Raw genomic sequence first — 23,857 nt, forward strand, 5'->3', positions numbered from 1 at the left:
ACATCATGCCCAAGAACACGACTGGAATGATTCTTCCCTCATTCGACCGAAGCCTGCACACCATTCTTGTCGTTGACGACAACCCTGCCACGCGCTACTCCACGGCACGGGTCATCAGGGCGGCGGGATTCCAGACGGTCGAGGCGGAAACCGGGGAAAAGGCCATTGCCCTGTCGGAGACCGGCGTGGCCGCCGTGGTGCTGGATGTGCACTTGCCCGATATCTCGGGCTTCGACGTATGCCGCACCATCCGCGGTGCGCGGCACACCAGCCTGATTCCCGTGGTGCACCTGTCGGCCGAGTATGTGCAAAGCAACCACCAGGTGGCGGGCCTCAACGCCGGGGCCGACGCCTACATGGTGCACCCCGTGGAGCCGCAGCTGCTGATTGCCACGCTGCATGCCCTGATCCGCGCACGCCTGGCGGAAGACGGGCTGCGCCGCAGCGAGTCACGCTTTCGCGCCATCTATGATCAGGCACCGGCGGCCATGATGCTGGTCAGCGCCGACGGCCTGATCAGCGATGCCAACTCCCAGGCGCAGGCACTGCTGCAGCGCGGCATTGACGACGTGGCGGGCAAGCCGCTGATCGGCTTTGTTCCGCAGGCCGTTCGGGAAAAAGCTGCGCAGCAATTGGCAGAAGACCCCGAAAAGTCCTGGCGCGGCGAGTTCCCTATCCTCCCGGCAGACGGGCAGGAGCGCCTGATCTCCTGGAAGTTCTCCGATCCCATCGAGCCCGGCATCCGCCTGGCCGTGGCCCAGGACCTGACGGAGTCCCTGGAGTTCGAGAGGCAGCGCCAGCAGATGCTGGAGCAGGAGCAGGCGGCGCGCGTGGCCGCAGAGCGCATCAGCCGCACCAAGGATGATTTTGTCGCCGTGCTCTCGCATGAACTGCGCACGCCGCTGTCCCTGCTCAACGGGGGCACGCATTTGCTCAAGCGCGCCAACCTCAGCGAGGCCATGCTCAAGAAGGGCATAGATGCCATCGAGAAAGGCGTGAAGGCACAAAGCCGCATCATTGCGGACATCCTGGATATCTCGCGCCTGACGACGGGAAAACTCAATCTGCACCGCGAGGAGGTCAATGTCTGCTCATTGGCCGTGCAAAGCCTGGAGCCGTTGCGCGACAACGCCGCCGACAAGAACATCACCCTGCAGTTCGAGGCGCCGTCCGATGACATCATGGCGTGGATCGATGTCACGCGATTCCAGCAAATCCTGTGGAACCTGGTCTCCAACGCCATCAAGTTCTCCAATGCGCGCAGCGTGGTGAAGGTGGGCCTTGAAATCAGGGACGAAAGCCTGGTGATGAGCGTGGCGGACGAGGGCGTGGGCATCGCGCCTGAATTCCTTCCCCATGTCTTCGAGCGCTTCTCGCAGGCCTCTGCCCCCGCCACCCGTGGCCATTCCGGCCTGGGATTGGGGCTGTCCATCGTCAAGCACCTGGTGGAGCTGCATGGGGGCACCGTGCGCGCCCACAGCGAAGGCGTGGGCCGTGGCGTCACCATGCGGGTGGAGATTCCGCTGCACGAGGCAAGCGCCTCCCCGGCCGACCCGATGAATGTGCATCTTGAAAATGGCGAATCCCTGAAAGGCAAGGACATCGTCATCGTTGAAGACAATGCGGACACCAGCGAAATGCTGAAAGTGGTGCTGACCGACCAGGGCGCTACCGTCAGGAGTGCCGAGAACTTCGACCAGGCCATGGCCCTGGTCCAGGCGCAGTGGCCCAGCCTCATCGTCAGCGACATAGGGCTGCCGGGAAAGGACGGGTTCCAGCTGGTCAAGGCGCTGCGCGAAGCGGAGGCCGCGCACTTTGGCGGAACAAGACAGGTGAAGATCGTGGCGCTCAGCGCCTTTGCCCGGGAGCAGGACCGCACCCAGGCGCTGCAGGCAGGCTTTGACCACTATCTGGAAAAGCCGCTGCAGCCGCACCTCCTCATCCGGGTGCTGCTGGAGCAGGGCTGATCGTCTGGCCCAGCGCCTGGGCCAGGAACTCGGCCGTGACGCGCACCCTGGCCGTGCGCTGCAGGTCGGGGTGCATGACCTGCCAGACCTCGTAGTCGTCCGAGCGCTGGCGCTGGGGCCAGATGCGCAGCAGGCCTTCGCGCTCGCCCATGCTCACGGGCATTTCGCCCAGGCCGATGCCGGCCGCCACGGCCTTGCGCACCAGCAGGCTGGAGTTGGCGGCCATGGCAATCCGGGCCTGGCGTGCGGGCACATCGACCATGGTGGGAACGGGCCGCTGTTCCAGAAAGGGGCCATAGACCACGAGGTGGTGGCCGCGCAACTCGTCCTCTGCCGACGGCTGGCCAAAGCGCGCCACATAGGCTGCGCTCGCAAACAGTCCCACGGGCCAGGCGACCACGCGGCGCACCACCAGCTCGGGTGCCTCGGGGCGAACGTTGCGAAACGCGATATCGGCCTGGCGGCGGCCCAGGTTCAGCATGTGCGTGGACACCTCCAGATCCACGCGGATGCCGGGCCAGCGCTGCTGCAGGCGTTCTATGGCGGGCAGCAGGAATTCGGTGGCAATCGAGTCGGTGCTGGTCACGCGCACCAGGCCGGCCGGGCTGTCGTCCAGCCCCTCGATGCGCGTGCGCAGGTCCAGCGCCGCGCCTTCCATGCGCCGCGCGGCGCCCAGCGCGGCCTCGCCAGCGGCGGTGAGCAGGTAGCCATCCCTGGCGCGCAAAAACAGCTTGCTGCCCAGCTCGGCCTCCAGCGCGTTCAGGCGCCGGCCCACGGTGGCCTGGTCCACGCCCAGGCTGCGCGCGGCGGCGCGCAGGGAGGGCGCGCGCGTCAGGGCGAGGAAGATGCGGGTGTCATCCCAGTTCATGGCGGTTTTGGTGATGCAGATTTGCAGCACTGTAGAGCGAAATCGCTGCGTTTGAGCGGCTTGGAGCAGTCGTAAGCTTTGGGTATCGGACCTTCAACCCTTTTTTGAATACTCATTGCGCAATGAAAGACAGCACAAGCATGCAAGCCATTGTTTTCGACGACTTCGGCGGCCCCGAAGTGCTCGTGGCCCGCGACGTGGCCCGGCCCGAAGTCCGGCCCCATGACCTTCTGGTGCGCAACGCCGCGATTGGCGTGAACCGGGCCGATGTATCCCACCGCAAGGGCGCCTATGGCCGCGCCCACTTTGGCGAATCCGACCTCATGGGCCTGGAGATCGCCGGCACCGTGGTGGAGGTGGGCGCGCAGGTGCAGGGCTTTGCCGTAGGCGACCGCGTCATGGGCATCGTGGGCGGCGGCGCTTATGCCGAGCTGTCGCGCATCGACTATCGCATGGCCATGCATGTGCCCGAGAGCCTGTCGCTGACCGACGCCGGCGCGGTGGCCGAAGTCTTCGTCACCGCGCATGAGGCGCTGTTCCACCTGGCCAGCCTGCAGCCCGGCGAATCGGTGCTGATCCACGCGGCGGGCAGCGGCGTGGGCTCGGCGGCCGTGCAGCTGGCGCATGCGGCCGGCGCGCGCGTGTTTGCCACGGCCAGTGGCGACAAGCGGGACGCCGTCACGGGCCTTGGCGCCGATGTGTTCATCGACTACCGCAGCGAAGACTTCCAGGCCGTGGTGGCCGACAGGACGGGCGGCAAGGGCGTGGATGTGGTGGTCGATTTCATTGGCGCCCCCTACCTGGAGCGCAATATGCGCTCGCTGGGCATGGGCGGGCGCATGGTCTGCGTGGGCCTGCTGGGCGGCGCGCTGGCGGCGGCCGTGCCCATGGATGTGCTGCTGTACAAGCACCTGCGGATCTTCGGGACGGTGATGAAGTCGCGCCCGCCCGAAGTCAAGCAGGCCATGGTCCAGCGCTTCGCCCAGCGCTGGCTGCCCGCGCTGGCGGCCGGCACCATTCGCCCGGTGATCGACAGCACCTACCCGCTGGCCGAGGCCGCGCAGGCGCACCGGCGCATGGAATCGGGCCAGAGCGTGGGCAAGCTGCTGCTGATCCCTGAGCAGGCCGGGCAGTAAGGCGCCTGCCCGGCGCGCGCACCCCCTGGGCAGGAATCCTCAAGTTCTGCAATATTCCAAGTCTCCGGATGCGCGCAGCCCTGCGCGCATCCAGTCTCTCAACCAGGAGCGATGACCTCGGCCGCCCTCCGTGCCGACATCGAGCCGCCTCTCCAGGAGATATCCATGATTGTTGAAATTGCCGAACTGAGGGTCGATCCCGCCAGGCACGAGGAATTCGGCCAGGCCCTGACCCAGGCCGTGGCCGACGTGCTGTCCAAGGCCGGTGGATACCGTGGGCACAGCATTCTTGCCTGCATGGAAACGCCCGGCCGCTACGTGCTGCAGGTGAACTGGGAGACCCTGGAAGACCACACCGTGGGCTTTCGCGAGTCACCCGCCTTCGCGCAGTGGCGCGCCATCATCGGCCCGTACTTTGCGCAGGCACCGCATGTGGAGCATTTCGTGGTGAGGGATGCGCGGGCGAACTGAGCCTGGCATCTGCGGCCGCGCCGCCCGCCCTTCGTGGGCGTGGCGGGCTTGGCGGGCGCTGGGGGCGGGCTTGCATTCGCCTCATCCTCTTGCATACGCAGCGTTTCAGGGCTGGTATGGCACATCGGCAGCAATGTATTGATTTGATAACTGTTGATAAATGCGCTAGGCTTTGTTGCAGTTTCCAACCCCACGAGGAGGGCGCAGCATGATTTCTGCAGATTTGGGCAAGCAACTCGAAGGCTATGTCCAGCAGCTTGTCGACACCGGGCGGTACGGATCCAAGAGCGAAGTGTTGCGTGAGGGGGTTCGGCTGGTGCAGGACAGGGAAACCAGGCTGACTGCGCTCGACGCGTCCATCAGGCGCGGATTGGCTGATGCGGACGCGGGGCGCACAAAGCCAGCTGGTGTTGTGTTCGACAGACTGGAAGCCAAATACCGCGCAATGGCCGAACAGGCCGACAAGAACAACCAGTCCGCATGATTGTTGAATTCACGGGCAATGCGGAATGCGACCTGGAGCACATCGCTGACTACATAGCTCAGGACAATCCGCGCCGCGCACTGTCATTCGTGCAGGAGTTGCGTGACAAATGCGAAGCCCTGGCACGCAGGCCATTCGCTTCTCCCCTGGTACCCCGGTATGAAGACCACGGCATTCGTCGGCGCGTGCATGGCAACTATCTGATCTTCTACCGCGTGGCCGAGGAAGAAGAGCGGACCATCATTCTTCACATCCTGCACGGCGCAATGGACTACGCCGCTGTTTTGTTCGAAGAGGGTGAGTAGTAGTAGCAGTAGCGGGCCAGCCCGTGCGAGCAAGGGCTGCGCATGCACTCAGCCCAGCTTGTGCCGTGTCCTGAGCAGTCCCACGCCCAGCGCGATGAAGGTGCCGCCCACGATGCGGTTGAACAGCTTGGCGTGTGCCACCAGGTGGCCCTTGATCAGGGAGATGAGCAGCACGTAGCAGGCGTGCGAGATCAGGGCGCAGACCGCGAAGGTGGTGGTCAGCACCAGGTACTGCGTGAGCAGCGGCTCGCCCGGGACGACGAACTGGGGAAACAGCGCCGAGAAGAACAGGATGGCCTTGGGATTGGTCAGCGACACGCCCATGCCCTGGGCCACCAGTTGCCAGTTCCTGCGCTCGCGCCGCTGGGTGGGGGCCAGGCCCGCATCGCTGCCCAGCAAGCCGTCATTGCTGCGCCAGCGCTTGACGCCCAGCCAGATCAGGTACATGGCGCCCGCCACCTTCATGGCCAGAAATGCATGGGCCGACATGGCGAGGATGGTCCCCATGCCGATCATCGCCAGCCCGGACACCACAAAGATGCCGACCGAGCTGCCCAGCGAGCTCAGTGCCGTTCGCCTTGCGCCCACGTCCACCGAGTTGGAGATGGCCAGCAACACGGCGGGGCCGGGGGTGAAGCACATCAGCAGCGAGACGCCGCAGAAAACAAGCCAGTGGGCGATGGTCATGATCGGGGGGAGGTCGGTGGGGGAAGACAGCCAACATTCTCGGGCAATTGGGGGGTCTTCGCGGCCTTGGCGTTGCCAATGGCACCGGCCCGTGCAAACAGCTGCATGGCCCAGCCCGCGCAGGCCGCCGCACAGGCCCAGACCAGCCCCCAGCCCTGGGCCGACAGCAGATGCGGTATGGCCAGGGGCACCAGAAAGCAGACCGCAAACACGGAGGTATTGGCCATGCCCAGCGCCGTGCCCGCGCGGGCTGCGCCGGCCATCCCGGCCAGCTGCGTGTAGGCCACGCCATGCCAGGCGGACACGCAGATGCCGCAGATGCCCAGCATCACCATGAGAGCCCCACCCATCGCAGCAGACCCGGCCGGGTGGCCGGCCCAGCTCAGAACCGCAAGGCCCGTGAACAGCGCCAGGGTGAGCTGGCAGCAGGCGCGCAGAAAGGCGGGCCTGTTCCGGTGCCTGTCGGTCCAGCGGCCGCTCCAGATCCGCAAGGCCATGGAAGCCAGTTGCACGACCGACATGAGGGCCGCTGCCGCGCCCAGCCCCAACTGGGCATGGTCATGCAGGAATACCGTACCGAAGGACAGCACGGCGAACTGCGGGGCGCACAGGATGCCGATGCCAGCGGCCATGCGCCAGGCCTGCAGATCGCGCAATGGGCCGGGTGTGGTGGTTGCGGCGTGGTGCGGCGCGGCGGCCTTGCTTCGAAGCGGTGACTGCGGCGGCTCCTGAATCCACAGCGCGGCGAATGCGGCAGCCCCAAGGCACAGCGCAGCCAGCACGCCATAGACGGCGGCAAAGCCTGCATGCGTGGCCAGGCCGGTCAACAAGGGCGCGCCGATGGCGCCACCCAGCGGCACGGCGGTCTGGCGGATGCTCATGGCCAGGCCGCGCTCGCCTTCGGCAAACCAGCCCATGACTGCCCGGCCGCTGGCGCCGTTCACGCTGCCGCCCAGCAGTCCCACCAGCACCAGGCCACCAGCCAGCAACCCAAACGGCGGGATATGGGCCGGCGATGGCGAAGCCCATAGCGCCATGGCCGCCAGGGCCACGGCCGTGCCGCACAGGCCGAGCAGCAGCACCGGCCGGTCACCCCAGCGGTCCGTCAGCAATCCCCAGGGCAATTCACTGAGCGCAATGCCCAGGCCCATCAGCCCCAGCGCCAAGCCCAGCGTCCGGGTGTCCAGCTGGTAGCCCGAACGCATGAGGATGGCCGTCATGGGAATCCCGCTGAAAGCCACGGAAAACGCGGCATTGGCGATGACGCCTGCCGCCAGCACCTTCCATCGGGGGCGGGGCGGGGAGGGCAAGGGCAGGGGGCCCGGATCGGCGCCGGGTGCAGGAGAAGAGGAGGTCATGGGCGGCAGTATGTTGGGCCTCGACCATCCTGAAAATCACATAATTTCGTATCTACAATCCATTTTTTCAGCACGATTGGGGGCTTGGCAATGACACGCGTTCTCTATGACCTGGATGTGCTGCGCACCTTTTGCACCGGCGTCGAACTGGGCAGCTTTGCCCGGGCGGCGGACCGGCTGGGCCGCTCCACATCCGCCGTCAGCGCCCAGCTCAAGAAGCTGGAGTCCCAGTGCGGCACGCCCTTGCTGCGCAAGTCCGGCCGGGGGCTGGTGCTGACGGAGGCGGGGGAAACCTTGCGCGGCTACGCGCTGCGCCTGCTGGAACTCAACGACCGCGCCGTGGCGGCCGTGCGCGGCAGCGAGCTGCGCGGCCTGGTGCGCCTGGGCCTGCAGGAAGACCTGGGCGAAAGCGTGCTGCCCCATGTGCTGGGGCAGTTCGCACGTGCCCACCCGCACGTGCGCATCGAGGCCAGCGTGGCCCGCAGCGATGAGCTGCGCGAACGCATGGCCCTGGGCCAGTTCGACCTGGCGCTGCTCTGGGATGTGGGCATGAACCATGCCTGCGTGCATGGCGAGCACATCATGCGGCTGCCGCTTCAGTGGATTGGCCCGGCATCGCTGGATGCGGCCGAGGCCGGCTGGGCGCGCGGCCTCAACGGCGGGGCGCAGGGCGATGAGGCGCTGCCCCTGGCCATGCTTGAGGCGCCTTGCCCCCTGCGGGACATCGTGACGGCCGCCCTGGACAAAAAGGGCCTGGCCTGGCGCCACGCCTTCAACAGCGCCAGCCTGACCGCCGTCTGGGCCGCCACGGCGGCCGGCCTGGGCCTGTCCGTGCGCACGCCGTTCGGCCTGCCCGCCCACGTCAGGCCGCTGGATGCGCAGGCCCTTGGCCTGCCGGCCCTGCCGTCCATGGACCTGATCCTGGGCCGCGCCGCGCTGGATGCCCCGGAGCCCGTGGACCGCCTTGCGCGCATCCTGGTCGATGCAGTGCGCGAGCATGTGCGCAGGCAGGAAATCGCAATTTGAATTTATTTCTTCGTGATCAGGCCACTGAAATATTCATTCAGGTCACGAAAATCCTTCACCGTCCAGGCATGGGGCGGTACTTTCACGCCGTTTTCCCGCAAGGTCCGGGGAATCAAATCTCCATTCGGGCGAAGAATGACGGACGAGACAATCACGCCCGGATAATCATGCAGCCTTTTTCTGAAGGCGGCGGTCGTCAGGTCGGGCGTGGGAGGGTTGCTCTTGTTGGCCAGCGGGCCCGTGCCCCTGGCGTCTGCCCCGTGGCACATGGCGCATCTCGATGAATAGAGCTGCTTCCCATTGCTGTTGTCCGCAAAGCAGGGCGATGCCTGAATGACCAACGATATTCCCAATGACGCGGCGAGGAGTATTTTCATTTGCTCGTGGATTTTTTGTATGAATCTGATCCGCCGCGATCATATTGCCTTCCACGGCCACGCTGGGCGCTTGCCTGGCTGCCAGCCACGCGCCCACGAAAAAGCCCTGCAGTGCAGGGCTTGTGAAACTTGTGAATGAGGCGACAGGGCGCGCCTGGCTTACTTCTTCGCGTATTCGAACTTGGGCAGCGCCTTCAGCGCGTCCTTGGTGGCGCCGGGCAGGGTGATCTTGTTGTTTTCCACGCGGAACTGGTTCACGGGAATGGCCACGTCATGCTTGCCCATGCCCAGGAAGCCGCCTGCGCCGATGATGGCGTACGACACGGCCTTGTCGGGTGCGACGATCACATCGTCGATCTTGCCCACGGCCTTGCCTTCCTCGTTGTAGACGCTCTTGCCCAGCACGGACTTCTTCAGGCTCCAGCCCGTGGCCACGGCCTGGACTTCAGTGGCCGCCACGCCCAGCGTGGTGGTGCCCGCCACGGGCTGGGCCCAGCTGGTGGAAGCTGCACCTGTGATCAGTGCGGCGGCGATCAAACCCATCTTCAGCGTCTTGTGACCTGTCATAGAGAACTCCTGGAAAACAAAATTTGAAGCCCTCATTAGGAGCGCTGCCCAAGCGCACGGAGATCGGAAAAGCAAGCAAAGGCCTGTCAGCCAATCGAGCGGCGCGGCGAGGAGCTTGCCTACAAGCTCCCGCAACCGTGCGCTGGCGGGGTGCCGGCCCCCAATCAGATGGCGCTCAGATGCTCATACAGAATCACCGAGCCGATGCCGATCAGCAGCACACCGCCAACGGCCTCCGCCCAGCGGCCCGCAATGCTGCCCAGCAGGCGGCCGACCATGACGCCCACGGTCACCATGGCGAAGGTGGCAAAGCCGATGGCCAGGGCCACGGTGGTGATGCTCACATCCAGGAAGGCCAGGCCCACGCCCACGGCCATGGCGTCGATGCTGGTGGCGAATCCGGTGGCCACCAGCAGCCAGAAGCCGTGCCGGGCGGGCTTGGCCTCTTCTTCGCCGTCAGCGGCCTTGAGGGCGCCCAGCAGCATGCGGCCGCCCAGAACCAGCAGCAGCACGAAGGCAATCCAGTGGTCCCATGCCTTGACGTAGTCGGAAGCCGCATAGCCCAGCGCCCAGCCGGCCAGCGGCGTCAGGGCTTCGATGACGCCGAAGATGGCGCCTGTGCGCAGGGCTTCGGACCAACGGGGTTTGAGCAGGGCGGAGCCCTTGCCCACGGCAGCGGCAAAGGCGTCGGTGGACATGGCAAAGGCCAGGAGCAGGATGGATGCGGCGTTCATCTGGGAGGGGTTCTTCACGGCCGGGCAAGCGCACAACGGCACTTCACCGCTGCCCGACCTTGTGACCTGTGTCGCGGTGAAATGCCGATGGTCTCGCCAACCGAAGAACGGATGCCTGCGCCACAGCATGCAGGATGCCGAGTGTGTTGACGCAGGCGCTTGCAGGTTGCAAGCAGGCTACTCCCCAAGGGATGCGTGATTCTAGGAGCGCAGGGCGTGATCGGGGCCTATGCCCCCATCGGCATGCGGCTCTCTGGAAATGATTCGTATCTTCGTGGCTGCCGCTATTTTCCGTTGGCGTACCGATTGCGCTCTTCAACGAATTTCCTGATTTCCGACGCCTCAATGGGCCTGCTGAAATAGTAGCCCTGTATTTCATCGAAACCCAGGGAAACCAGTAAATCAAAGACTTCGGCGCTGTCAACGCCCTCTGCCACCAGGCGATAGCCAAGATCCGAGGCCATGGTCATGATGGATTTCAATACGGACAGGGCCCGTTCATTGGTATCGATGTCGCAGACCATGGACCGGTCTATCTTCAATATCTCGGCAGGCAGATTCTTGAGCGATGCAAGATTGGAATATGCGGCGCCAAAATCATCCAGTGCAACCTTGATGCCGAGTTTCCTGATCTGTTGAAGCGCCTGAACCGTGCCATGGCCTGTCAGCACATCGCTTTCTGTGCACTCGATCACGATGTTTTTCAGCGGAACGCCGTGCTGGTTGCACATGGCGTTCAGGTAGTCCGGAAAATCGACCTCATCCAGATTGCGCGGGGAGATGTTGATGGAGACCTGAAGATCGAGTTTCTCGGCTTTCCAGGCCGCCACCTGCGCCAGCGCCGTTTTGATCACGAACCGTGTCAGGCTGTGGATCAACGGCGTGGCTTCAACCAGGGGAATGAATTCGCTGGGCGGGATTTCTCCCATTTGTGGATGCTTCCAGCGTATGAGCGCCTCCAGCCCCTTGCAACTGAAACTGTGGTTGTCGAATTTGGGCTGGTACACCAGCCGCAGCTGCCCATTGCCCAGCGCATGTCCGAAGTCCCGCAGGAGCCGATAGGATCGTTGCTGGAGACTGTCCTCATTCTCCTCATAGCGGTGAAACGATCGAGCGTTGTATCCGGCCTGCTGCACGCACACCATCGCCTTGCGAATGACATCGTCCACCTCGTCCTGGTTCAGGTAGAACCGCACCACGCCTGCCCTGGGTTGAAGTTCGAACCGCAGATCGGCGCTGGTGATGGGTTTTTGCAGGTACTCCAGCAATTGGTTGACCAATGCCTCCTCATCTTCTTGCCTGCCGGCGCTGATCACCCAGGCAAACCTGGCCAGGCCCACGTGGTAGACGGTTGCGTGCGGCCCCGTCATGTCCGTGACTGCCTTGGCAATGTCGCGCATGAGCTGCTCGACATAGTTCAAGCCCAGCGCATTGCTCATTTCCAGCAGGCTGGCGTGGTTGAGCACCTCCATCAATACCAGACCGCGTGCCGATCCCGGGGCCAGAATGCAAAGGCTCTTCAGGTCCAGCTTGAGTTGCGTGCGATTTGGCAGGCCCGTGACTTCGTTTGTTTTTCCAATTCTGTGATGGTAGTGAAGTTGAGCCTGAACGATGGCGGCCATGGCTTGCAGTTGCTGGCCTTGCTCTTCGGAGAATGTCCTGGGCTGGGTATCGATGATGCACAGGCTGCCGATGGCGTGGCCGGATTCCATTATCAAAGGCACACCTGCATAGAACCTGATATTGGGCTTGTGGGTGACCAGGGGATTTTCTGAAAATCTGCTGTCCAGGTGCGTATCGGGAATCACCATGATTCCTTCGTTTCTGATGGTGTGGTCACAGAAGGCATCCGTGCGAAGGCTGCCATCCATATCCACACCCACCGGTGCCTTGAACCATTGCCTGTGCTCGTCCAGAACCGTGATGATGGCAATTGGAGCCATGAACATGCGGCTGGTGAGCTCGGTGATGCGCTGAAATTCCTTTCTGGCATTCAGGTCCAGGATTTCAGCGGTCTGCAGTCCGAGCAGTTGCTCTTTCTCGGATTCGGTAGTCCAACGGGTAAGCATCGATTTCCTGCCTCAGTGAACCCATACTATAAAACTGCCGCGCCTTTGGGGGCAAAGGGATTACTGGGCGTCCAGCAGCGGTAAAAGCTCCTGCAGTTTTTCCAGTGCGCCTGGACCTTGAAGCTCGGAGATGGTGCCCAGCGGCTCCGAGTCTTCCACGATCACATAGGCCATGGACCACTTGGCAAAACGCCTTTGATCAATGCGTGCCTGCGGAAACAGGGGCGTGAAGTTGATGTGTCTTTCATCGCGCGAGATGGACTCCACCAGCAGCGCCAGTTGCTCTGGCGGCCCTTCGACATACTGGAAGAAGCGTTCACCGTCGAAAACCAGCATGCCCGTGATCCCGGCCGACCAGTTGAAGGTGCGCGCCGCCTTGATGATCGCCGCGATGCATGTGGTGTCAGCCCCTGGGGCCAGCTGGCTGTGATAAAGGAAACATTCGAGAGAATTTTCTTGCATACCCTCCGCCTTTCTGAGTTGTTGGGCGGCGATGGTATGCGTTGCGCGAGGGGGGGTCACGTAGGTGCGCAACCCGTTGTTGCATATGTAACCAAACTGCTTGCGCCCTGGGCCTGGGCGGATGCGGGGCCCAAGGACAACAAGCCCCCACAAGCGCTGGCGGGCAGGGCTTGCGGGAGCTTGTGCAAGAGGAGCAGGGTGCTCCAGGCCTGGATTGACGTGGCCGGCCTCACAGGCGCGGCATCGCCTTCACTGCTGCTGCTTTTGCGGCAAGGGCTGGCCTATCTGTCGCTGGTTGGCCTTGGTCTGCTGCTGGGTGTAGTTGCCATCGCTGATGGGCTGGCCCATCTGCATGGGGACATACGAACGGTGATGGGACCCTGCCATGGGAATGAGCTGCTTCATGGGGAGAACTCCTGATCCGGCGGGTGGCGGCTGGGGCCGATGTCGCCGGTCTTTAGGGGTTGCGGGAGGAATGCAGCAAGTGTGTGGCGGGCCGTGAAATCCGGGTGTAGGAAAGATCGGAAGCCGTGTAGTCAAGCCTGCGCAAATGCAAGAAAGCGCTGACCTGCACGAAGGGGCAGGGCACCCCTTGGCACAGATCAGCGCTGTACAGGCCGCGCCTTGTTTGTCAGAACTTCAGGCTGTCGCTGCCTTCGGCGCGCAGCGTCCTGGCGTCGAAGTCCACCGAGAAATGGTCGCTGGGCTTGCCCGAGCCCAGGCCCTTGAGGATGGAGAACACCTGCTTGAAGCTGTACTGGAAGGGCTGGCCCACGGGCGTGCTGTCGGCCAGCTTGTCGCCTGTTTTCTGGGGCGCCGAGGTCAGGGCAGGGAAGGCGCTCATCAGCAGGCGGTACTGCTCCACGCGCTGCTTGCCCATGTCGTTCAGCGACAGGCCGCCCGCGTAGACGGTGCGGTGGAAGTCGCCGTAGAAGGTATAGGCCGACACATTGGCCAGCGCGTTGAAGTCCACGCCCGCGGCCTGGGCCTTGGCGCGGGCGGCGTTCTCGGCCACGCTCCAGTCGGCGGCCCACTGCGCGGCATTGCCGGCCACGGGGCTGCCTTGCAGGCAGCCGGCGCTGGGCTTGAACGGCACGGCAACGCCTTGCGCGGCCAGGCCGGCGAGCTGGGCGTAGGTGACCTTGGTGTCCAGCTGGGCCATGGTCAGCATCTGCTGCAGGTTGAGCTGGCTGACCAGGTCCTTCATGTCGCAGGCCCAGTACTCGTCCAGGAAGCGCAGGCGCGACAGCTCGCCGAAGTAGCGGCTGGTGAAGTCGCCATAGCTGGTGCTGGACAGAATGGCCTTGTCCCAGCGGCGCTTGGCGTCCTCGGGCTTGCTGCTGCCTTCCACGTACTTCCATTCCATCTCGTACAGCGGAAAGAGCTCGTTGAAGCGCGGCACGTTGTTCAGCGCCACGGTCTGCACGTCCACCTTGCGCGGCGTGTCAAAGCGCACGATCTTGTAGGCCGCGCCGTAGACGGCCAGCGACGGCGACTGCACGTTCACCAGGTACTTGCCGCTCTTGCTCAGGTAGTCGTTGGTGCCGTTGAAGTGCATATGGCCGCCGATGTGCAGCGGCAGGCCCGTGGCGGCCACCGCCTCGGCCGTGGCCTGCTCGGGCACGCGCGCCGTCTGGAAGGCGCCGGGCTTGAAGGCGGCCTTGATGGCATCGGTCTGGTTGGCGTAGAAGTCCATGGTCGGGTAGTGCGAGAAGGCCACCAGCTGCTTGCCCTGCGCCTTGGCGCGCGCGCTCACCGATTCGATCCACGCCATCACGCTCTTCTTGTGCGTGGTCATCTTGTTCCAGCCCGCATTGCCGGCGCCGGTGAAGCCCTTGGGCGAGTTGGGCTTGGCGGGGTCCAGCTTGTCCGGCACGAAGACGTTGGCGTCCACCGACAGCAGCCACAGGCCCTTGACGGGCTCGACCAGGTAGCTCACATCGGCAATGCTGGTGCAATTGGTGTAGCCGGCCTGCTTGAACCTGCCGCCTTCGCCTTCCTTGCAGATCTCGTAGCTGCGCTGGCCCAGCTGGGCCTGTCTGGCGGCCTCGGCATAGCTGTACTTGTCCTGCGCGTAGGTGCTGTAGGGAGTCTCCCAGTACACGTCCTTCTCATTGGGCATCAGGCCGTAGGGGGCCAGGTCGCGCAGCAGCGAGGCATAGCCTTGCTCCATCAACTGGTCGGTACAGACCACGTTGGCTTCGGCGTTCAGGCAGCCCTGGTAGTTCTTGGCGTAGACCTTGACCGTGCTGCCGTTGGCAGCCATGAAGTCGTCCTTGCCCTTTTCGTCATCGTCGTAGGGGGCGACAGGGTCATGGTTGCCGGGCGCGATGAAAAAGCGCATGCCCTTTTTCTCGTACTCGGCCAGCACGGCGCGAAAGCCGTTCACGTTCAGCGGCTGGCCGTCGTCGGAGAAGTCGCCGGGAAAGGCCACCAGCTTCACGCCCTTGGCCAGCGAATCGTCCAGCGCGGCGCGGAAGGCGAAGTAGTTCTCGTTGAACAGCCGCGTGGAAGTCAGCTGCGCATACATGGTGCGGATGGTGGCGAACATGCCATTGGCCGTGGGCACGCCCTTGAAGCTGCTGTTCTTGAGGTCGCCGTACACGTCCTGGAAGTGCACATCGGCCATGAAGGCCACGGCCTGGCTGTTCGTTCCCCCATCTGCCCTATCGCCATCGCTGCCACCACAACCCGCCAGGGCCAGCGCTGCGGCACCGGCCACCATTCCCAATTTCCAGACTTGCATTCTTCGTGTTGCGCGGGGCGCTCTGATTGACAAAGTCCGGCATTGTCTGCAGCCCATGTTTCATGGGTGTGACACGGCAACCCAGCCAGGCGTGGTAGACGGCGTCCGGCTTTTGCAGGGGGTGGGCGCGCAGCGGGCACGCCGATTGCTACGTATCCATGGCCTGCAACCACAGGCGGAGAGTGCCCATGAATTCCATGAATCACCCCTTGCTGAGGCTGGCCGATTCAACCCCCGCCCTCAGGCCCGGCAAATACACGGATTACCGTAGGTCGGCCGTCTTGCCGCAGCTGCGCAGAATCGGCGTGTTCCGCGCGCGCCGCTTCGGGGATCTGCTGTGCGCCACGCCCGTTCTGCGTGCATTGGCTGCGGCCTGGCCCAAGGCACGCATCACCCTGGTGGGGCTGCCCGAGGCCGAAGGCCTGGCGCAAAGGCTGTCTTCGGTCGATGACTTCGAGCTGTTTCCCGGCTGGCCCGGTCTGCCCGGCGTGCCCTCGGCCAAGGCCGATGAATACAGCTTCTTCCAGCGCCGCATGCGTTCGCGCCGCTTTGACCTGGTGGTGCAACTGCACGACTCGGGCCGCAACACCAATGCCCTGGTCGCCAACTTTGGCGCGCGCCGCAACGCCGGCTTTGCGGACCCCGATGACTGGGTGCCCGAGGCGGATGCGCTGCGCTTTGTGCCCTGGCCCGGGCAGGGCAGCGAAGTGCTGGGCCTGCTGGCCCTGACCGACTACATGGGCCTGCCGCGCCGCGGTCTCAAGCTGGATCTGCCGTTGAATGCCGATGACCGCGCCCGCGTCCGCCCGCTGCTGCCCGCAAGCCGCCGCTACGCCATCGTGCACCCGGGCGCGCGGCTGGCTGTACGCCGCTGGTCCGCCAGCGGCTTCGCGGCCGTGGCCGACCGGCTGGCACAGGCGGGGCTGGAAGTGGTGCTCACCGGCAGCGAGGACGAGCGCGCCCTGGTGGCATCGGTGGCCGCGCAAATGCGCCACCCCGCGCTGGACCTGAGCGGCCGCACCGACATCTGGATGCTGGGCGCGGCGCTGGCATCGGCCAGCGTGGCCGTGTGCAACAACACCACCGTCTCCATGATGGCTGCTGCCCTGGGCACGCGCAGCGTGGTCGCCTCGCAAGCCGGCGAAGTGGACCGGGGTCCGCCGCTGGACCCGCAGCGCCACCGGGTCTTCACCCCCGGCAGCGATGCGCATGCCGCCGAACTGCTGGCGCAAGCAGCGCTGGCGCTGGCGGATGAAGAGCTGGCGTGAGGCGTGCCCAGGGCCAGGGCCAGGGCCAGGGCCAGGGCACCCTCGGCGCCCTCAGTGCGGCCGCCCGGGCGCAAGCGGGACCAGTTCCATCCGGTCCCGTCCCTTGCGCTTGGAGATGTAGAGGGCTTCGTCGGCCTGCTTGAGCCAGTGGGACAGCTCCACCCCGGGCTGGTCGAACAGGGTGGCACCGATGCTCAGCGACACCGGCTCCGGCGTCTCGAACATGGTCCGCGCCTGCTGCGCGAAGGCCTGGCGCAAGTCCTGGCCCAGCGCCTGCGCTGCCGCGTGGTCGACGCTGCGCAGCACGATCACGAACTCGTCCCCGCCCAGCCGTGCGGCCAGTGCGCCGCGCGGCAGCGCGCTGCGGATGAGGTCGCTCAGGGTCAGCAGCAGGCGGTCGCCGGCATCGTGGCCGTGCAGGTCGTTGACCTGCTTGAAGTGGTCGATATCGATCAACAGCAGGGCGCAGGGGCTGGCCGCTGAGGCCTGCTCCAGCAGCTGGGGTGCGCGCAGATAGAGCGCGCGGCGGTTGTCCAGGGCGGTGAGCGGGTCGCGGGCGGCGATCTGCGCGATGCGTTCCTCGCGGCGATGGCGCTCCGTGCCGGTCATGGACATGGCGAGCAGCATGATCGCCATCACGCCTTCCACCAGCGAGACCAGGATCACCGTGCCGTGGAAATTGGCCAGGTTGATGAAGGTGTCCAGCGCCACGGCCGAGGCGGCCTTGGCGAAATAGAACAGGCCGTGGGCCAGCAGAACGAAGCGCAGCTGCGCCGCGCCCACGCCCAGCGTGCCGCCGTGCGGGCGCAGCAGCAGGCCGGCGCGCAGGCTGATGACGGCGATCAGCAGCGACTGGATGCCCAGCATTCCCCTGGACCACCACGGTCCGCTGGGCATGAACAGCATTGCCAGCCAGACGACGGCCACCAGCCACCACAGGCGCGGCAGCCGGGTGTGCGTGAACGCTGCAACGCCGGCCAGGAACAGCCAGTGCGCGCAGATCAGCAAGCCGTTGGGAAACCAGATGCCCAGCAGCACATGGCCGCTGGAGCGCAGCAGGGCCAGCACACAGCCCACGGCGATGATGGCAAACCCCCCGCTCCACAGCAGCAGCGAGCGTTCGCGCACGCTGCCCCATTCCGCAGCCAGATACAGCGCCGAGGCGGCGGCCATGGCCGTGGTGAGAACGAGCAGGGTGAAGGGATCGAGAACCATGGACGATGAAGATATCGGCGCAGGCAGGCCCCGTGCAATAGCTGCCAGGCAAGGCGCAATGCGGCGCAGGTCGGGGCCGTCGCATTGAAATGGAGCGGAGCGCGCGGGCCGAATTGTCGCAGGATGCGGGCCTTCAGGCCCTTGCTGCGCGGCAGTCCGTTGGGTGGAAGTCACGGATCGGGCGGCCCGTGAACGGGAGCCCGTTGTCTGATTTCCGGCCTGATTTCCGTGATGCAGTCGCCGTGGTGCTGGTCAGCGCGGATGCGGCTGGAGTCTTGAACAGCCCGCCACAGCGGAGCACCGAGGGTGCGGTGACCGGGAGGCCGGCTGTCAGATGGCCGCTGCGTGCAGGCGGGTATTGAAAAGCGGCCCTTGCGTGAAGGCGGCCAGACGCTTGGCCAGCCACAGCACGGCCAGGTCCACCAGGGGCTCCACCAGCACCACGCACATGTAGGCGGCACCAAAGCTTGCGACTTCGGTCATGGTGGCCAGGCTGGCGCCATGGCCGTAGATGGCCCAGAAGGCGACCCACAGCACGATGCCGCCCTGGTAGGTGGTGGACAGGGCCAGGGCCTGCCGGTAGCTGATGTCCACATAGGCCGTGCCGGCCGGAATCAGCCGGCGCGCCAGCTGGCTCACCGCATACAGCGGCACCAGCAAGGTGGTGACGTTCATGCCGTACTGCGGCAGGTCGAAGGGTGCAAAGAACAGGCCCTGGACCAGCAGGCCGCACGCCAGGCCAATGGCCGCAGCACCCGCGCCGAACATCAGCAGCAAGGTCGAGCCCAGAATCAGATGGACCTCGGATACGCCGACCGGCTCATGCGGAAACACCTCGAAGAAGCTGAACACCAGCGCGGTGGTGATCACACTGCGCACCAGCAGCGCGAGCGCGCCGCCGTTGTCGCGCAGGCTTTGCCGTGCCAGGGCGGCGGTCAGGCCGAAGGCCGCTGCGGCAGTGACGTAACTGAGGGCGATTTTCTCGGGGCTGACGACGCCGGGTTCGATGTGCATGGGAGGTCCTGAACAGGCAAGGTCCGTTGGAGAGCCGGCGGGCACCGACTGCGCAGCGGCAAAGGCACCGAGCATAGCCGGGGACGGTGTGCTGCGCCATGTTCATTTCACGCTGTAGTCACGCTGCCGCACTTCGGATAGCCATCGGTTTCACGCGCTCGCTCTCACGCCGGGCTTTCGGCCGCTTTTTCGCATGGCCAGGAATCGCTGTGCTGTTCCGCGCAGGTCTCCCGTACGCACCCGCGCAGCCACCGGTGCGCCGGATCGGCATGCAGCCTCGGGTGCCACAGGAGTGAAACCGTGATCTCCGGCACAGGGACCGGAAGGGGGAAGCTGTGCATTCCGGCACGCAGGTTCCCCGTGTGCCGTTCGGGAACACTGGCGATCAGGTCGGAGGCCCGGGCCAAGGCCAGCGCCGCTGAAAAGCCGCCAACGATCGCAACGATCTGCCGTTGCAGGTCGAGAGAACTCAAGGCTTCATCGATGGGCCCCTTGTCCTGCCCTCGCCGGGACACCAGGATATGCCTGCCGGCAGCATAGCGCGCGGGCGTGATCTCGCCCTGGCTCAGCGGGTGCCCCATTCGCACGACGCCAATGAAACGGTCTCGGAACAACGCCTGCGCACGCACCTCCGGACCTATCGTGCTCCCGACTACGCCGGTCTCCAGATCGACCGTGCCGTCGCGAAGCGGGCCGCTCCCTTTGTTTGACTTCTGCACAAAGCAAAGGCGAACGCCAGGCGCTTGCTCGCCGACGCGGGCAATCAGGTCCGGTCCGAAATTCTCCACAAAGCCTTCGCTGGTCCGCAGTGTGAACGTTCGGACCAGCTGCTGGAGGTTGGGCTGCTTGGCAGGGCGCAGAACCGCTTCCGTGTCCTGCACGAGCTGGCTGACCCGCTCGCGGAGTTCGAGCGCCCGAGGTGTGGGAACGAGGCCGCGCCCGGCCCGGACCAGCAGCGGATCGCCCGTCGTCTCCCGCAAACGCGCCAACGCCCGGCTCATCGCTGACGGGCTCAGCCGCAACCGTTGGGCGGCGCGCGCCACGTTGCCTTCCGCAAGCAACACATCCAGGGTGACAAGCAGGTTGAGATCGGGTCTTGACATGGATCGACCGTAGCACGGCGTGAGGTGACATGGCGCCAGACGCATGAATAAAGTGAAAGTGGTGCGCCTTCCGCCATGCCGGGCAGGGAACTACGCTTCCGGTAGCTCAATTTCGGGAGTCATCAACGATGAAAATCACACCAGAATCAGCCACGACAGCAAGAGATGGGATAGCCGCTGACAGTGCAGAGCAGACGCCTTCGATTCGGTGGGTGCTAGCCAGCCTTTCGCTATCGATGTTGCTGTCATCGCTGGGCACCAGCATCGCCAATGTGGGGTTGCCGACCTTGGCTCAGGCGTTCGGCGCCTCTTTCCAGCAGGTCCAGTGGGTCGTCCTCGCCTATCTGCTGGCCATCACCGCCCTGATCGTCAGCGTCGGGCGGCTCGGCGACGTCATGGGCCGCCGACGGCTGCTGCTGGTCGGCATCTTCCTGTTCACGCTGGCCTCGGTCCTTTGCGGCCTGGCGCCCACGCTCCGGCTGCTGATTGCCGCCCGGGCGGTGCAGGGTCTTGGCGCGGCCATCATGATGGCCCTCACCATGGCGTTTGTCGCCGGGACGGTGCCGAAGGAAAGGACCGGCAGCGCCATGGGACTGCTCGGAACGATGTCCGCAATGGGCACCGCTCTCGGTCCATCGCTGGGCGGCGTTCTGATCGCCGGACTCGGTTGGCAGGCGATCTTTCTCGTCAACGTACCGCTGGGTATCGTGGCATGGGTTCTCGCGCACCGTTTCCTGCCCGCCGATTGCCGGGGGGAGAAGACGGGGCGGGCCCGCTTCGACAGTCTGGGCACCTTGCTGCTGGCTGTGACGCTTGTGGCGTACGCACTGGCCATGACGCTGGGGCGCGGAAGTTTCGGTCCGCTCAACGGGGCTCTTGTGTTGACCACTGCCTTGGGGGCCGTGCTCTTCGTGCTTGCCGAGGCGAGAGCCGCATCGCCCTTGATTCGATTGGCGATGTTCCGTGATCCAGGCTTCAGCGCAAGCCTTGCCATGAATGCGCTCGTCTCGACGGTGATGATGTCGACGCTGGTGGTGGGGCCGTTCTACCTCGCCCGTGCGCTCGGGCTCAACGAAGCCCTTGTTGGCATCGTGATGGCGGTGGGCCCGTTGATCGCCATATTGAGCGGAGTCCCCTCTGGCCGTGCCGTCGATTGTTGGGGCGCGCCATCCATGGCCATCGTCGGGCTCATCGCCATGGCTGCGGGGGCATTTGCACTGTCCGTGCTTGCGGCGATGTTCGGCGTGGCGGGATACGTTGCTGCCATCGTCGTCCTGACCCCTGGATATCAGCTCTTCCAGGCGGCCAACAACACCGCCGTCATGGCGAATGTCCATCCAGACCAGCGTGGCGTCATCTCGGGCATGCTCAGCCTGTCGCGCAACCTCGGGCTCATCACCGGGGCATCCATGATGGGGACCGTTTTCGCGCTCGCTTCAAAGTCGCCCGACATCGCAACGGCGCATCCCGAGGCCGTTGCCAACGCGATGCGGATCACGTTCGCAGTCTCGGCCGTTCTGATCGTCGTTGCCCTGGCCATGGCAATGGCAGTTGCAAGCCGTGCTCTCGCGACAAGCCGTTCGTGACAAGGCTCAGTGCACCGGCCGGCTCAGCCGCCTGCTCGCCCTCGATATCGCGTAGTTCACCAGACAGTACAGCACCGCCACCACCAGGTACACAGGCACCAGCGCGTGGTAGTTGGCGATGAGCACCTTGGCGTTCTGCATGAGCTCGCCATAGGTGACGATGTAGCCGAAGGTGGTGTCCTTGACCACGATGACCAGCTGCGCGACCAGGGCCGGGACGATGTAGCGCAGGGCCTGCGGGAAGACGACGAACCGGAAGACCTGGACCTCGGTCAGCCCCAGGCTTCGCGCGGCATCGGTCTGGCCGCGAGGGACGGCCAGCACGCCTGCGCGGTAGACCTCGGCCACCACGGCGGCGGTGCTCAGGCCTATGGGCAGGGTCAGCATCCAGTAGGTGCCGAGCTTGATGCCGGCTGCGGGAAGCACCAGAAAGCACACATAGATCAGCAGCAGCGTGGGCGTGCCGCGCAGGAATTCGATGACGGCGATGCTGGGCCAGCGCACGATGCGGGGCCGCGCCAGGCGCCCCGCCAGCAGCACCAGCCCAAGGCTCAGCGCAATGACGGCGGCCATGGCCGAGGACGCCAGCGTGCCGAGCAGGCCCTTGGCCAGAAAGGCCCAGGTGGTGGGCCAGGCGAAGAATTCCCAGAACCGGGCCTCGAGCTGGCCTGCGGAATGAAAACGCCACACGACGCCCGCAGCCAGCGCAATCAGCCCGGCCGCGGCGATCAGGCTGACCACCTGCGTGATCTTCCTGGCCTGCGGGCTGGGCGCGCCAAACAGAATGTCTTCCAGAGAACGGCTCATCGCAGTATCCGCAGCTTCTTTTCCAGGATGGCGCCCACCCAGGCAATGAGCAATCCGGTGGCCACGTACAGGGCGGCGGCCACCGCGAAGGCTGCCATGCCGGCGGCGGAGTCGTTGGCGATCTTGGACACGAGCGCAGTGAGCTCCCGGCCCGCCAGCGGCACCTGGGACGCCAGCGAGGTAGACAGCATCAGCGCAATGAGCAGCGACGTCATCGGCTGCACCACCGAGCGCAGCGCCTGCGGCAGCACCACGGCCGAGATGATCTGCATGGGCCGCATGCCCAGGCTGAGCGCGGCCTCGATCTGGCTGCCGGCAATGGTGTTGATGCCCGCGCGCAGATAGTCCGCCGTGAACGCGGAGCAGACCAGGGTCAGGGCCAGGATCACGCTGGGCTCATAGTCGATCACGACATTGAGATCGGGCAGCGCGAACACGATGAAGATCAGCAGCGCCACGCTGGGAATGTTGCGGAAGATCTCGACGTAGCCCGTCAGCACGAAGCGCAGCGGCGGCAGCGGAAGAAGCCTGAGCACCGTCACGACCACGCCCAGCAGGAAGCCGGGCAGGAACGAGAAGGCGGTGAGCTTCCAGGTCAGCAAGAGGGCCTGCCAGAAGGCAGGCCCGTGGTCGGCGAGGAGCCGGGAGATGTCACCCATCGTTCAGGGCAGGGCGGGCGGCGTGGGAAGGGCCGTGCTGCCGGTGCGCTGTCCGATGGAGACGGTCCACAGCTTGGCCCAGGTGCCATCGGCTTCGATTTTCTTCAGGAAGGCGTTGATGAAGGCCACGCCGTCCGAGCCCTTGGGCAGGCCGATGCCGTAGGAATCCTGGGCACCAAAGGGCGCGCCTGCCAGCCGCGCGTCGCCGGTGCCCAGGCTCAGGGTGTTGAGCAGCAGGGTGTAGTCGGTCACATAGGCATCCACACGGCCCTGGCGCAGGGAGTCCAGCGCTTCCTGGTGGGTCTGGAACTCCTGCACGACCGCCTTGGGCGCGTGCTGCGCCAGGATGGCGGGGCCCGTGGAGCCGGCCTGCGTGGCCACCTTCTTGCCTGCCAGGTCGCTGTACGACTGCACGGTCTTGTTGCTTGCCTTGACCAGCACCCCGGCCTGCGAGGTGTAGTAGGGGCCGGCAAACGAGATCTTCTCGGCGCGTGCGGGGGTGATGGAGTAGGTGGCGATCACCATGTCCGCCTGGTTGTTGATGAGCACCTGCTCGCGCGTGGACGAGGTCACCTGTGCGAACTGGTACTTGGACGCATCGCCCAGGATGTAGCGCGTGAGCAGCTGGGCCAGGCCTGCGTCGAAGCCGCGGATCTTGCCGTCCTTCTCGTTGAGCAGGGAGAACAGATTCGAGGTCTGGGTGCTGCCCAGGCGCAGCGTGCCGGTCTGCTTGATCTTGCTGGCCCAGGTGCTGGAGGCGATGGTCGCGGCGTCGGCGACGGGGCCTTGCGCCACCAGGGCGTCAAACGCCGCTGTGTTCAGGGGCGCGCCCTGCGCAAAAAGCGATCCACTGCCCACGATCGCCAGCGTCACCACGGTGGATTTCAGAATGGATTTGATGGGCATGTGGTCTTCCTGCTTGGTCTGTGATGTAAATCTGGGGATGGC

At 65.1% G+C, this 23,857-nt stretch carries 24 protein-coding genes and 1 riboswitch; of the genes, 8 read left to right on the forward strand and 16 right to left on the reverse strand.

Features of this window, described 5'->3' with window-relative positions; translation table 11 throughout:
- The first annotated feature begins 5 nt into the window (after positions 1 to 5).
- The gene (locus tag IB269_RS05605) at positions 6 to 1,967 is read left to right on the forward strand and encodes a response regulator (RefSeq protein ID WP_192366600.1); all 1,962 of its coding nucleotides are present in this window, start codon (positions 6 to 8) and stop codon (positions 1,965 to 1,967) included.
- Here the strand turns inward: IB269_RS05605 and IB269_RS05610 are convergent.
- Positions 1,939 to 2,835 carry a LysR family transcriptional regulator gene (locus IB269_RS05610; protein WP_192366601.1) on the reverse strand — a complete coding sequence of 299 codons (897 nt, stop codon included), beginning with the start codon at positions 2,833 to 2,835 and terminating at the stop codon, positions 1,939 to 1,941. The genes IB269_RS05605 and IB269_RS05610 overlap by 29 nt on opposite strands.
- A gap of 140 nt (positions 2,836 to 2,975) precedes the next feature.
- On the opposite strand from IB269_RS05610, the gene IB269_RS05615 reads away from it, so the two are divergent.
- The 4 genes from IB269_RS05615 (at position 2,976) to IB269_RS05630 (ending at position 5,231) form a co-directional block, all read left to right on the forward strand.
- On the forward strand, positions 2,976 to 3,971 hold the full coding sequence (locus IB269_RS05615; RefSeq protein ID WP_097202034.1) for an NAD(P)H-quinone oxidoreductase: 996 nt from the start codon (positions 2,976 to 2,978) through the stop codon (positions 3,969 to 3,971).
- Between the two features lie 165 nt (positions 3,972 to 4,136).
- The gene (locus IB269_RS05620) at positions 4,137 to 4,442 is read left to right on the forward strand and encodes an antibiotic biosynthesis monooxygenase family protein (RefSeq protein WP_043821188.1); all 306 of its coding nucleotides are present in this window, start codon (positions 4,137 to 4,139) and stop codon (positions 4,440 to 4,442) included.
- Between the two features lie 208 nt (positions 4,443 to 4,650).
- Positions 4,651 to 4,926 carry a type II toxin-antitoxin system ParD family antitoxin gene (locus IB269_RS05625; protein ID WP_099733331.1) on the forward strand — a complete coding sequence of 92 codons (276 nt, stop codon included), beginning with the start codon at positions 4,651 to 4,653 and terminating at the stop codon, positions 4,924 to 4,926.
- On the forward strand, positions 4,923 to 5,231 hold the full coding sequence (locus tag IB269_RS05630; protein ID WP_192366602.1) for a type II toxin-antitoxin system RelE/ParE family toxin: 309 nt from the start codon (positions 4,923 to 4,925) through the stop codon (positions 5,229 to 5,231). The genes IB269_RS05625 and IB269_RS05630 overlap by 4 nt, the downstream gene beginning before the upstream one ends.
- Positions 5,232 to 5,279: 48 nt before the next feature.
- Here the strand turns inward: IB269_RS05630 and IB269_RS05635 are convergent, their stop codons facing one another.
- Together IB269_RS05635 and IB269_RS05640 are read right to left on the reverse strand one after the other, a co-directional pair.
- Complete coding sequence (locus IB269_RS05635) at positions 5,280 to 5,918, reverse strand: LysE family translocator (RefSeq protein WP_192366603.1); 639 nt, start codon at positions 5,916 to 5,918, stop codon at positions 5,280 to 5,282.
- Positions 5,915 to 7,276 (reverse strand): MFS transporter, encoded by a 1,362-nt coding sequence (locus IB269_RS05640; protein WP_192366604.1) that lies wholly within the window; start codon positions 7,274 to 7,276, stop codon positions 5,915 to 5,917. The genes IB269_RS05635 and IB269_RS05640 overlap by 4 nt, the downstream gene beginning before the upstream one ends.
- Before the next feature lie 90 nt (positions 7,277 to 7,366).
- On the opposite strand from IB269_RS05640, the gene IB269_RS05645 reads away from it, so the two are divergent.
- Positions 7,367 to 8,302: a LysR family transcriptional regulator gene (locus IB269_RS05645; RefSeq protein ID WP_012206203.1), complete on the forward strand. Its 936-nt coding sequence runs from the start codon at positions 7,367 to 7,369 to the stop codon at positions 8,300 to 8,302.
- A gap of 2 nt (positions 8,303 to 8,304) precedes the next feature.
- On the opposite strand, the gene IB269_RS05650 is transcribed toward IB269_RS05645, so the two are convergent.
- From IB269_RS05650 to IB269_RS05680, 7 genes are all read right to left on the reverse strand, one after another.
- Entirely contained in the window at positions 8,305 to 8,679 is a 375-nt protein-coding gene (locus tag IB269_RS05650) for a cytochrome c (RefSeq protein WP_097202038.1), read from the reverse strand.
- Between the two features lie 159 nt (positions 8,680 to 8,838).
- A complete protein-coding gene (locus IB269_RS05655) occupies positions 8,839 to 9,246 on the reverse strand; it encodes a PRC-barrel domain-containing protein (RefSeq protein WP_192366605.1) in 408 nt (135 codons plus the stop codon).
- Positions 9,247 to 9,410: 164 nt separating this feature from the next.
- Positions 9,411 to 9,980: a manganese efflux pump MntP gene (mntP, locus tag IB269_RS05660; RefSeq protein WP_192366606.1), complete on the reverse strand. Its 570-nt coding sequence runs from the start codon at positions 9,978 to 9,980 to the stop codon at positions 9,411 to 9,413.
- 14 nt (positions 9,981 to 9,994) lie between these two features.
- A riboswitch (yybP-ykoY riboswitch) is annotated at positions 9,995 to 10,178 on the reverse strand.
- Between the two features lie 86 nt (positions 10,179 to 10,264).
- Positions 10,265 to 12,049, reverse strand: a complete 1,785-nt coding sequence (locus IB269_RS05665) for a putative bifunctional diguanylate cyclase/phosphodiesterase (protein ID WP_192366607.1) — start codon at positions 12,047 to 12,049, stop codon at positions 10,265 to 10,267.
- Between the two features lie 60 nt (positions 12,050 to 12,109).
- Positions 12,110 to 12,511, reverse strand: a complete 402-nt coding sequence (locus tag IB269_RS05670) for a BLUF domain-containing protein (RefSeq protein ID WP_123693862.1) — start codon at positions 12,509 to 12,511, stop codon at positions 12,110 to 12,112.
- 249 nt (positions 12,512 to 12,760) lie between these two features.
- On the reverse strand, positions 12,761 to 12,916 hold the full coding sequence (locus tag IB269_RS05675) for a hypothetical protein (protein ID WP_012206197.1): 156 nt from the start codon (positions 12,914 to 12,916) through the stop codon (positions 12,761 to 12,763).
- Positions 12,917 to 13,142: 226 nt separating this feature from the next.
- The gene (locus IB269_RS05680) at positions 13,143 to 15,257 is read right to left on the reverse strand and encodes a metallophosphoesterase family protein (protein ID WP_192366608.1); all 2,115 of its coding nucleotides are present in this window, start codon (positions 15,255 to 15,257) and stop codon (positions 13,143 to 13,145) included.
- Positions 15,258 to 15,445: 188 nt separating this feature from the next.
- Between IB269_RS05680 and IB269_RS05685 the strand changes: the two genes are divergently transcribed.
- Complete coding sequence (locus IB269_RS05685; RefSeq protein ID WP_192366609.1) at positions 15,446 to 16,525, forward strand: glycosyltransferase family 9 protein; 1,080 nt, start codon at positions 15,446 to 15,448, stop codon at positions 16,523 to 16,525.
- Positions 16,526 to 16,576: 51 nt separating this feature from the next.
- Here the strand turns inward: IB269_RS05685 and IB269_RS05690 are convergent, their stop codons facing one another.
- The 3 genes from IB269_RS05690 to IB269_RS05700 all read right to left on the reverse strand — a co-directional run bounded on the left by IB269_RS05690 (position 16,577) and on the right by IB269_RS05700 (position 19,857).
- Positions 16,577 to 17,740 (reverse strand): GGDEF domain-containing protein, encoded by a 1,164-nt coding sequence (locus IB269_RS05690; RefSeq protein ID WP_192366610.1) that lies wholly within the window; start codon positions 17,738 to 17,740, stop codon positions 16,577 to 16,579.
- A 330-nt stretch (positions 17,741 to 18,070) separates the two neighbouring features.
- Positions 18,071 to 18,754, reverse strand: a complete 684-nt coding sequence (locus tag IB269_RS05695) for an energy-coupling factor ABC transporter permease (protein WP_034395797.1) — start codon at positions 18,752 to 18,754, stop codon at positions 18,071 to 18,073.
- A gap of 164 nt (positions 18,755 to 18,918) precedes the next feature.
- Positions 18,919 to 19,857, reverse strand: coding sequence for a LysR family transcriptional regulator (locus tag IB269_RS05700; RefSeq protein ID WP_192366611.1), 939 nt, complete (start codon positions 19,855 to 19,857; stop codon positions 18,919 to 18,921).
- A gap of 128 nt (positions 19,858 to 19,985) precedes the next feature.
- Here IB269_RS05700 and IB269_RS05705 point away from each other — a divergent pair, with 128 nt between their 5' ends.
- Positions 19,986 to 21,443 (forward strand): MFS transporter, encoded by a 1,458-nt coding sequence (locus IB269_RS05705; protein WP_192366612.1) that lies wholly within the window; start codon positions 19,986 to 19,988, stop codon positions 21,441 to 21,443.
- Positions 21,444 to 21,449: 6 nt separating this feature from the next.
- On the opposite strand, the gene IB269_RS05710 is transcribed toward IB269_RS05705, so the two are convergent.
- The 3 genes from IB269_RS05710 to IB269_RS05720 are packed head-to-tail and all read right to left on the reverse strand — an operon-like array spanning position 21,450 to position 23,815.
- Positions 21,450 to 22,250 carry an amino acid ABC transporter permease gene (locus tag IB269_RS05710; RefSeq protein ID WP_013801876.1) on the reverse strand — a complete coding sequence of 267 codons (801 nt, stop codon included), beginning with the start codon at positions 22,248 to 22,250 and terminating at the stop codon, positions 21,450 to 21,452.
- Positions 22,247 to 22,909, reverse strand: a complete 663-nt coding sequence (locus tag IB269_RS05715; protein ID WP_096916659.1) for an amino acid ABC transporter permease — start codon at positions 22,907 to 22,909, stop codon at positions 22,247 to 22,249. The genes IB269_RS05710 and IB269_RS05715 overlap by 4 nt, the downstream gene beginning before the upstream one ends.
- 3 nt (positions 22,910 to 22,912) lie before the next feature.
- A complete protein-coding gene (locus tag IB269_RS05720) occupies positions 22,913 to 23,815 on the reverse strand; it encodes a glutamate ABC transporter substrate-binding protein (protein ID WP_192366613.1) in 903 nt (300 codons plus the stop codon).
- Between the last annotated feature and the right edge of the window lie 42 nt (positions 23,816 to 23,857).

The sequence above is a fragment of the Delftia sp. DLF01 genome, from assembly GCF_014852125.1.
In the GTDB taxonomy this organism is placed as follows: Bacteria; Pseudomonadota; Gammaproteobacteria; order Burkholderiales; family Burkholderiaceae_C; genus Comamonas; species Comamonas acidovorans.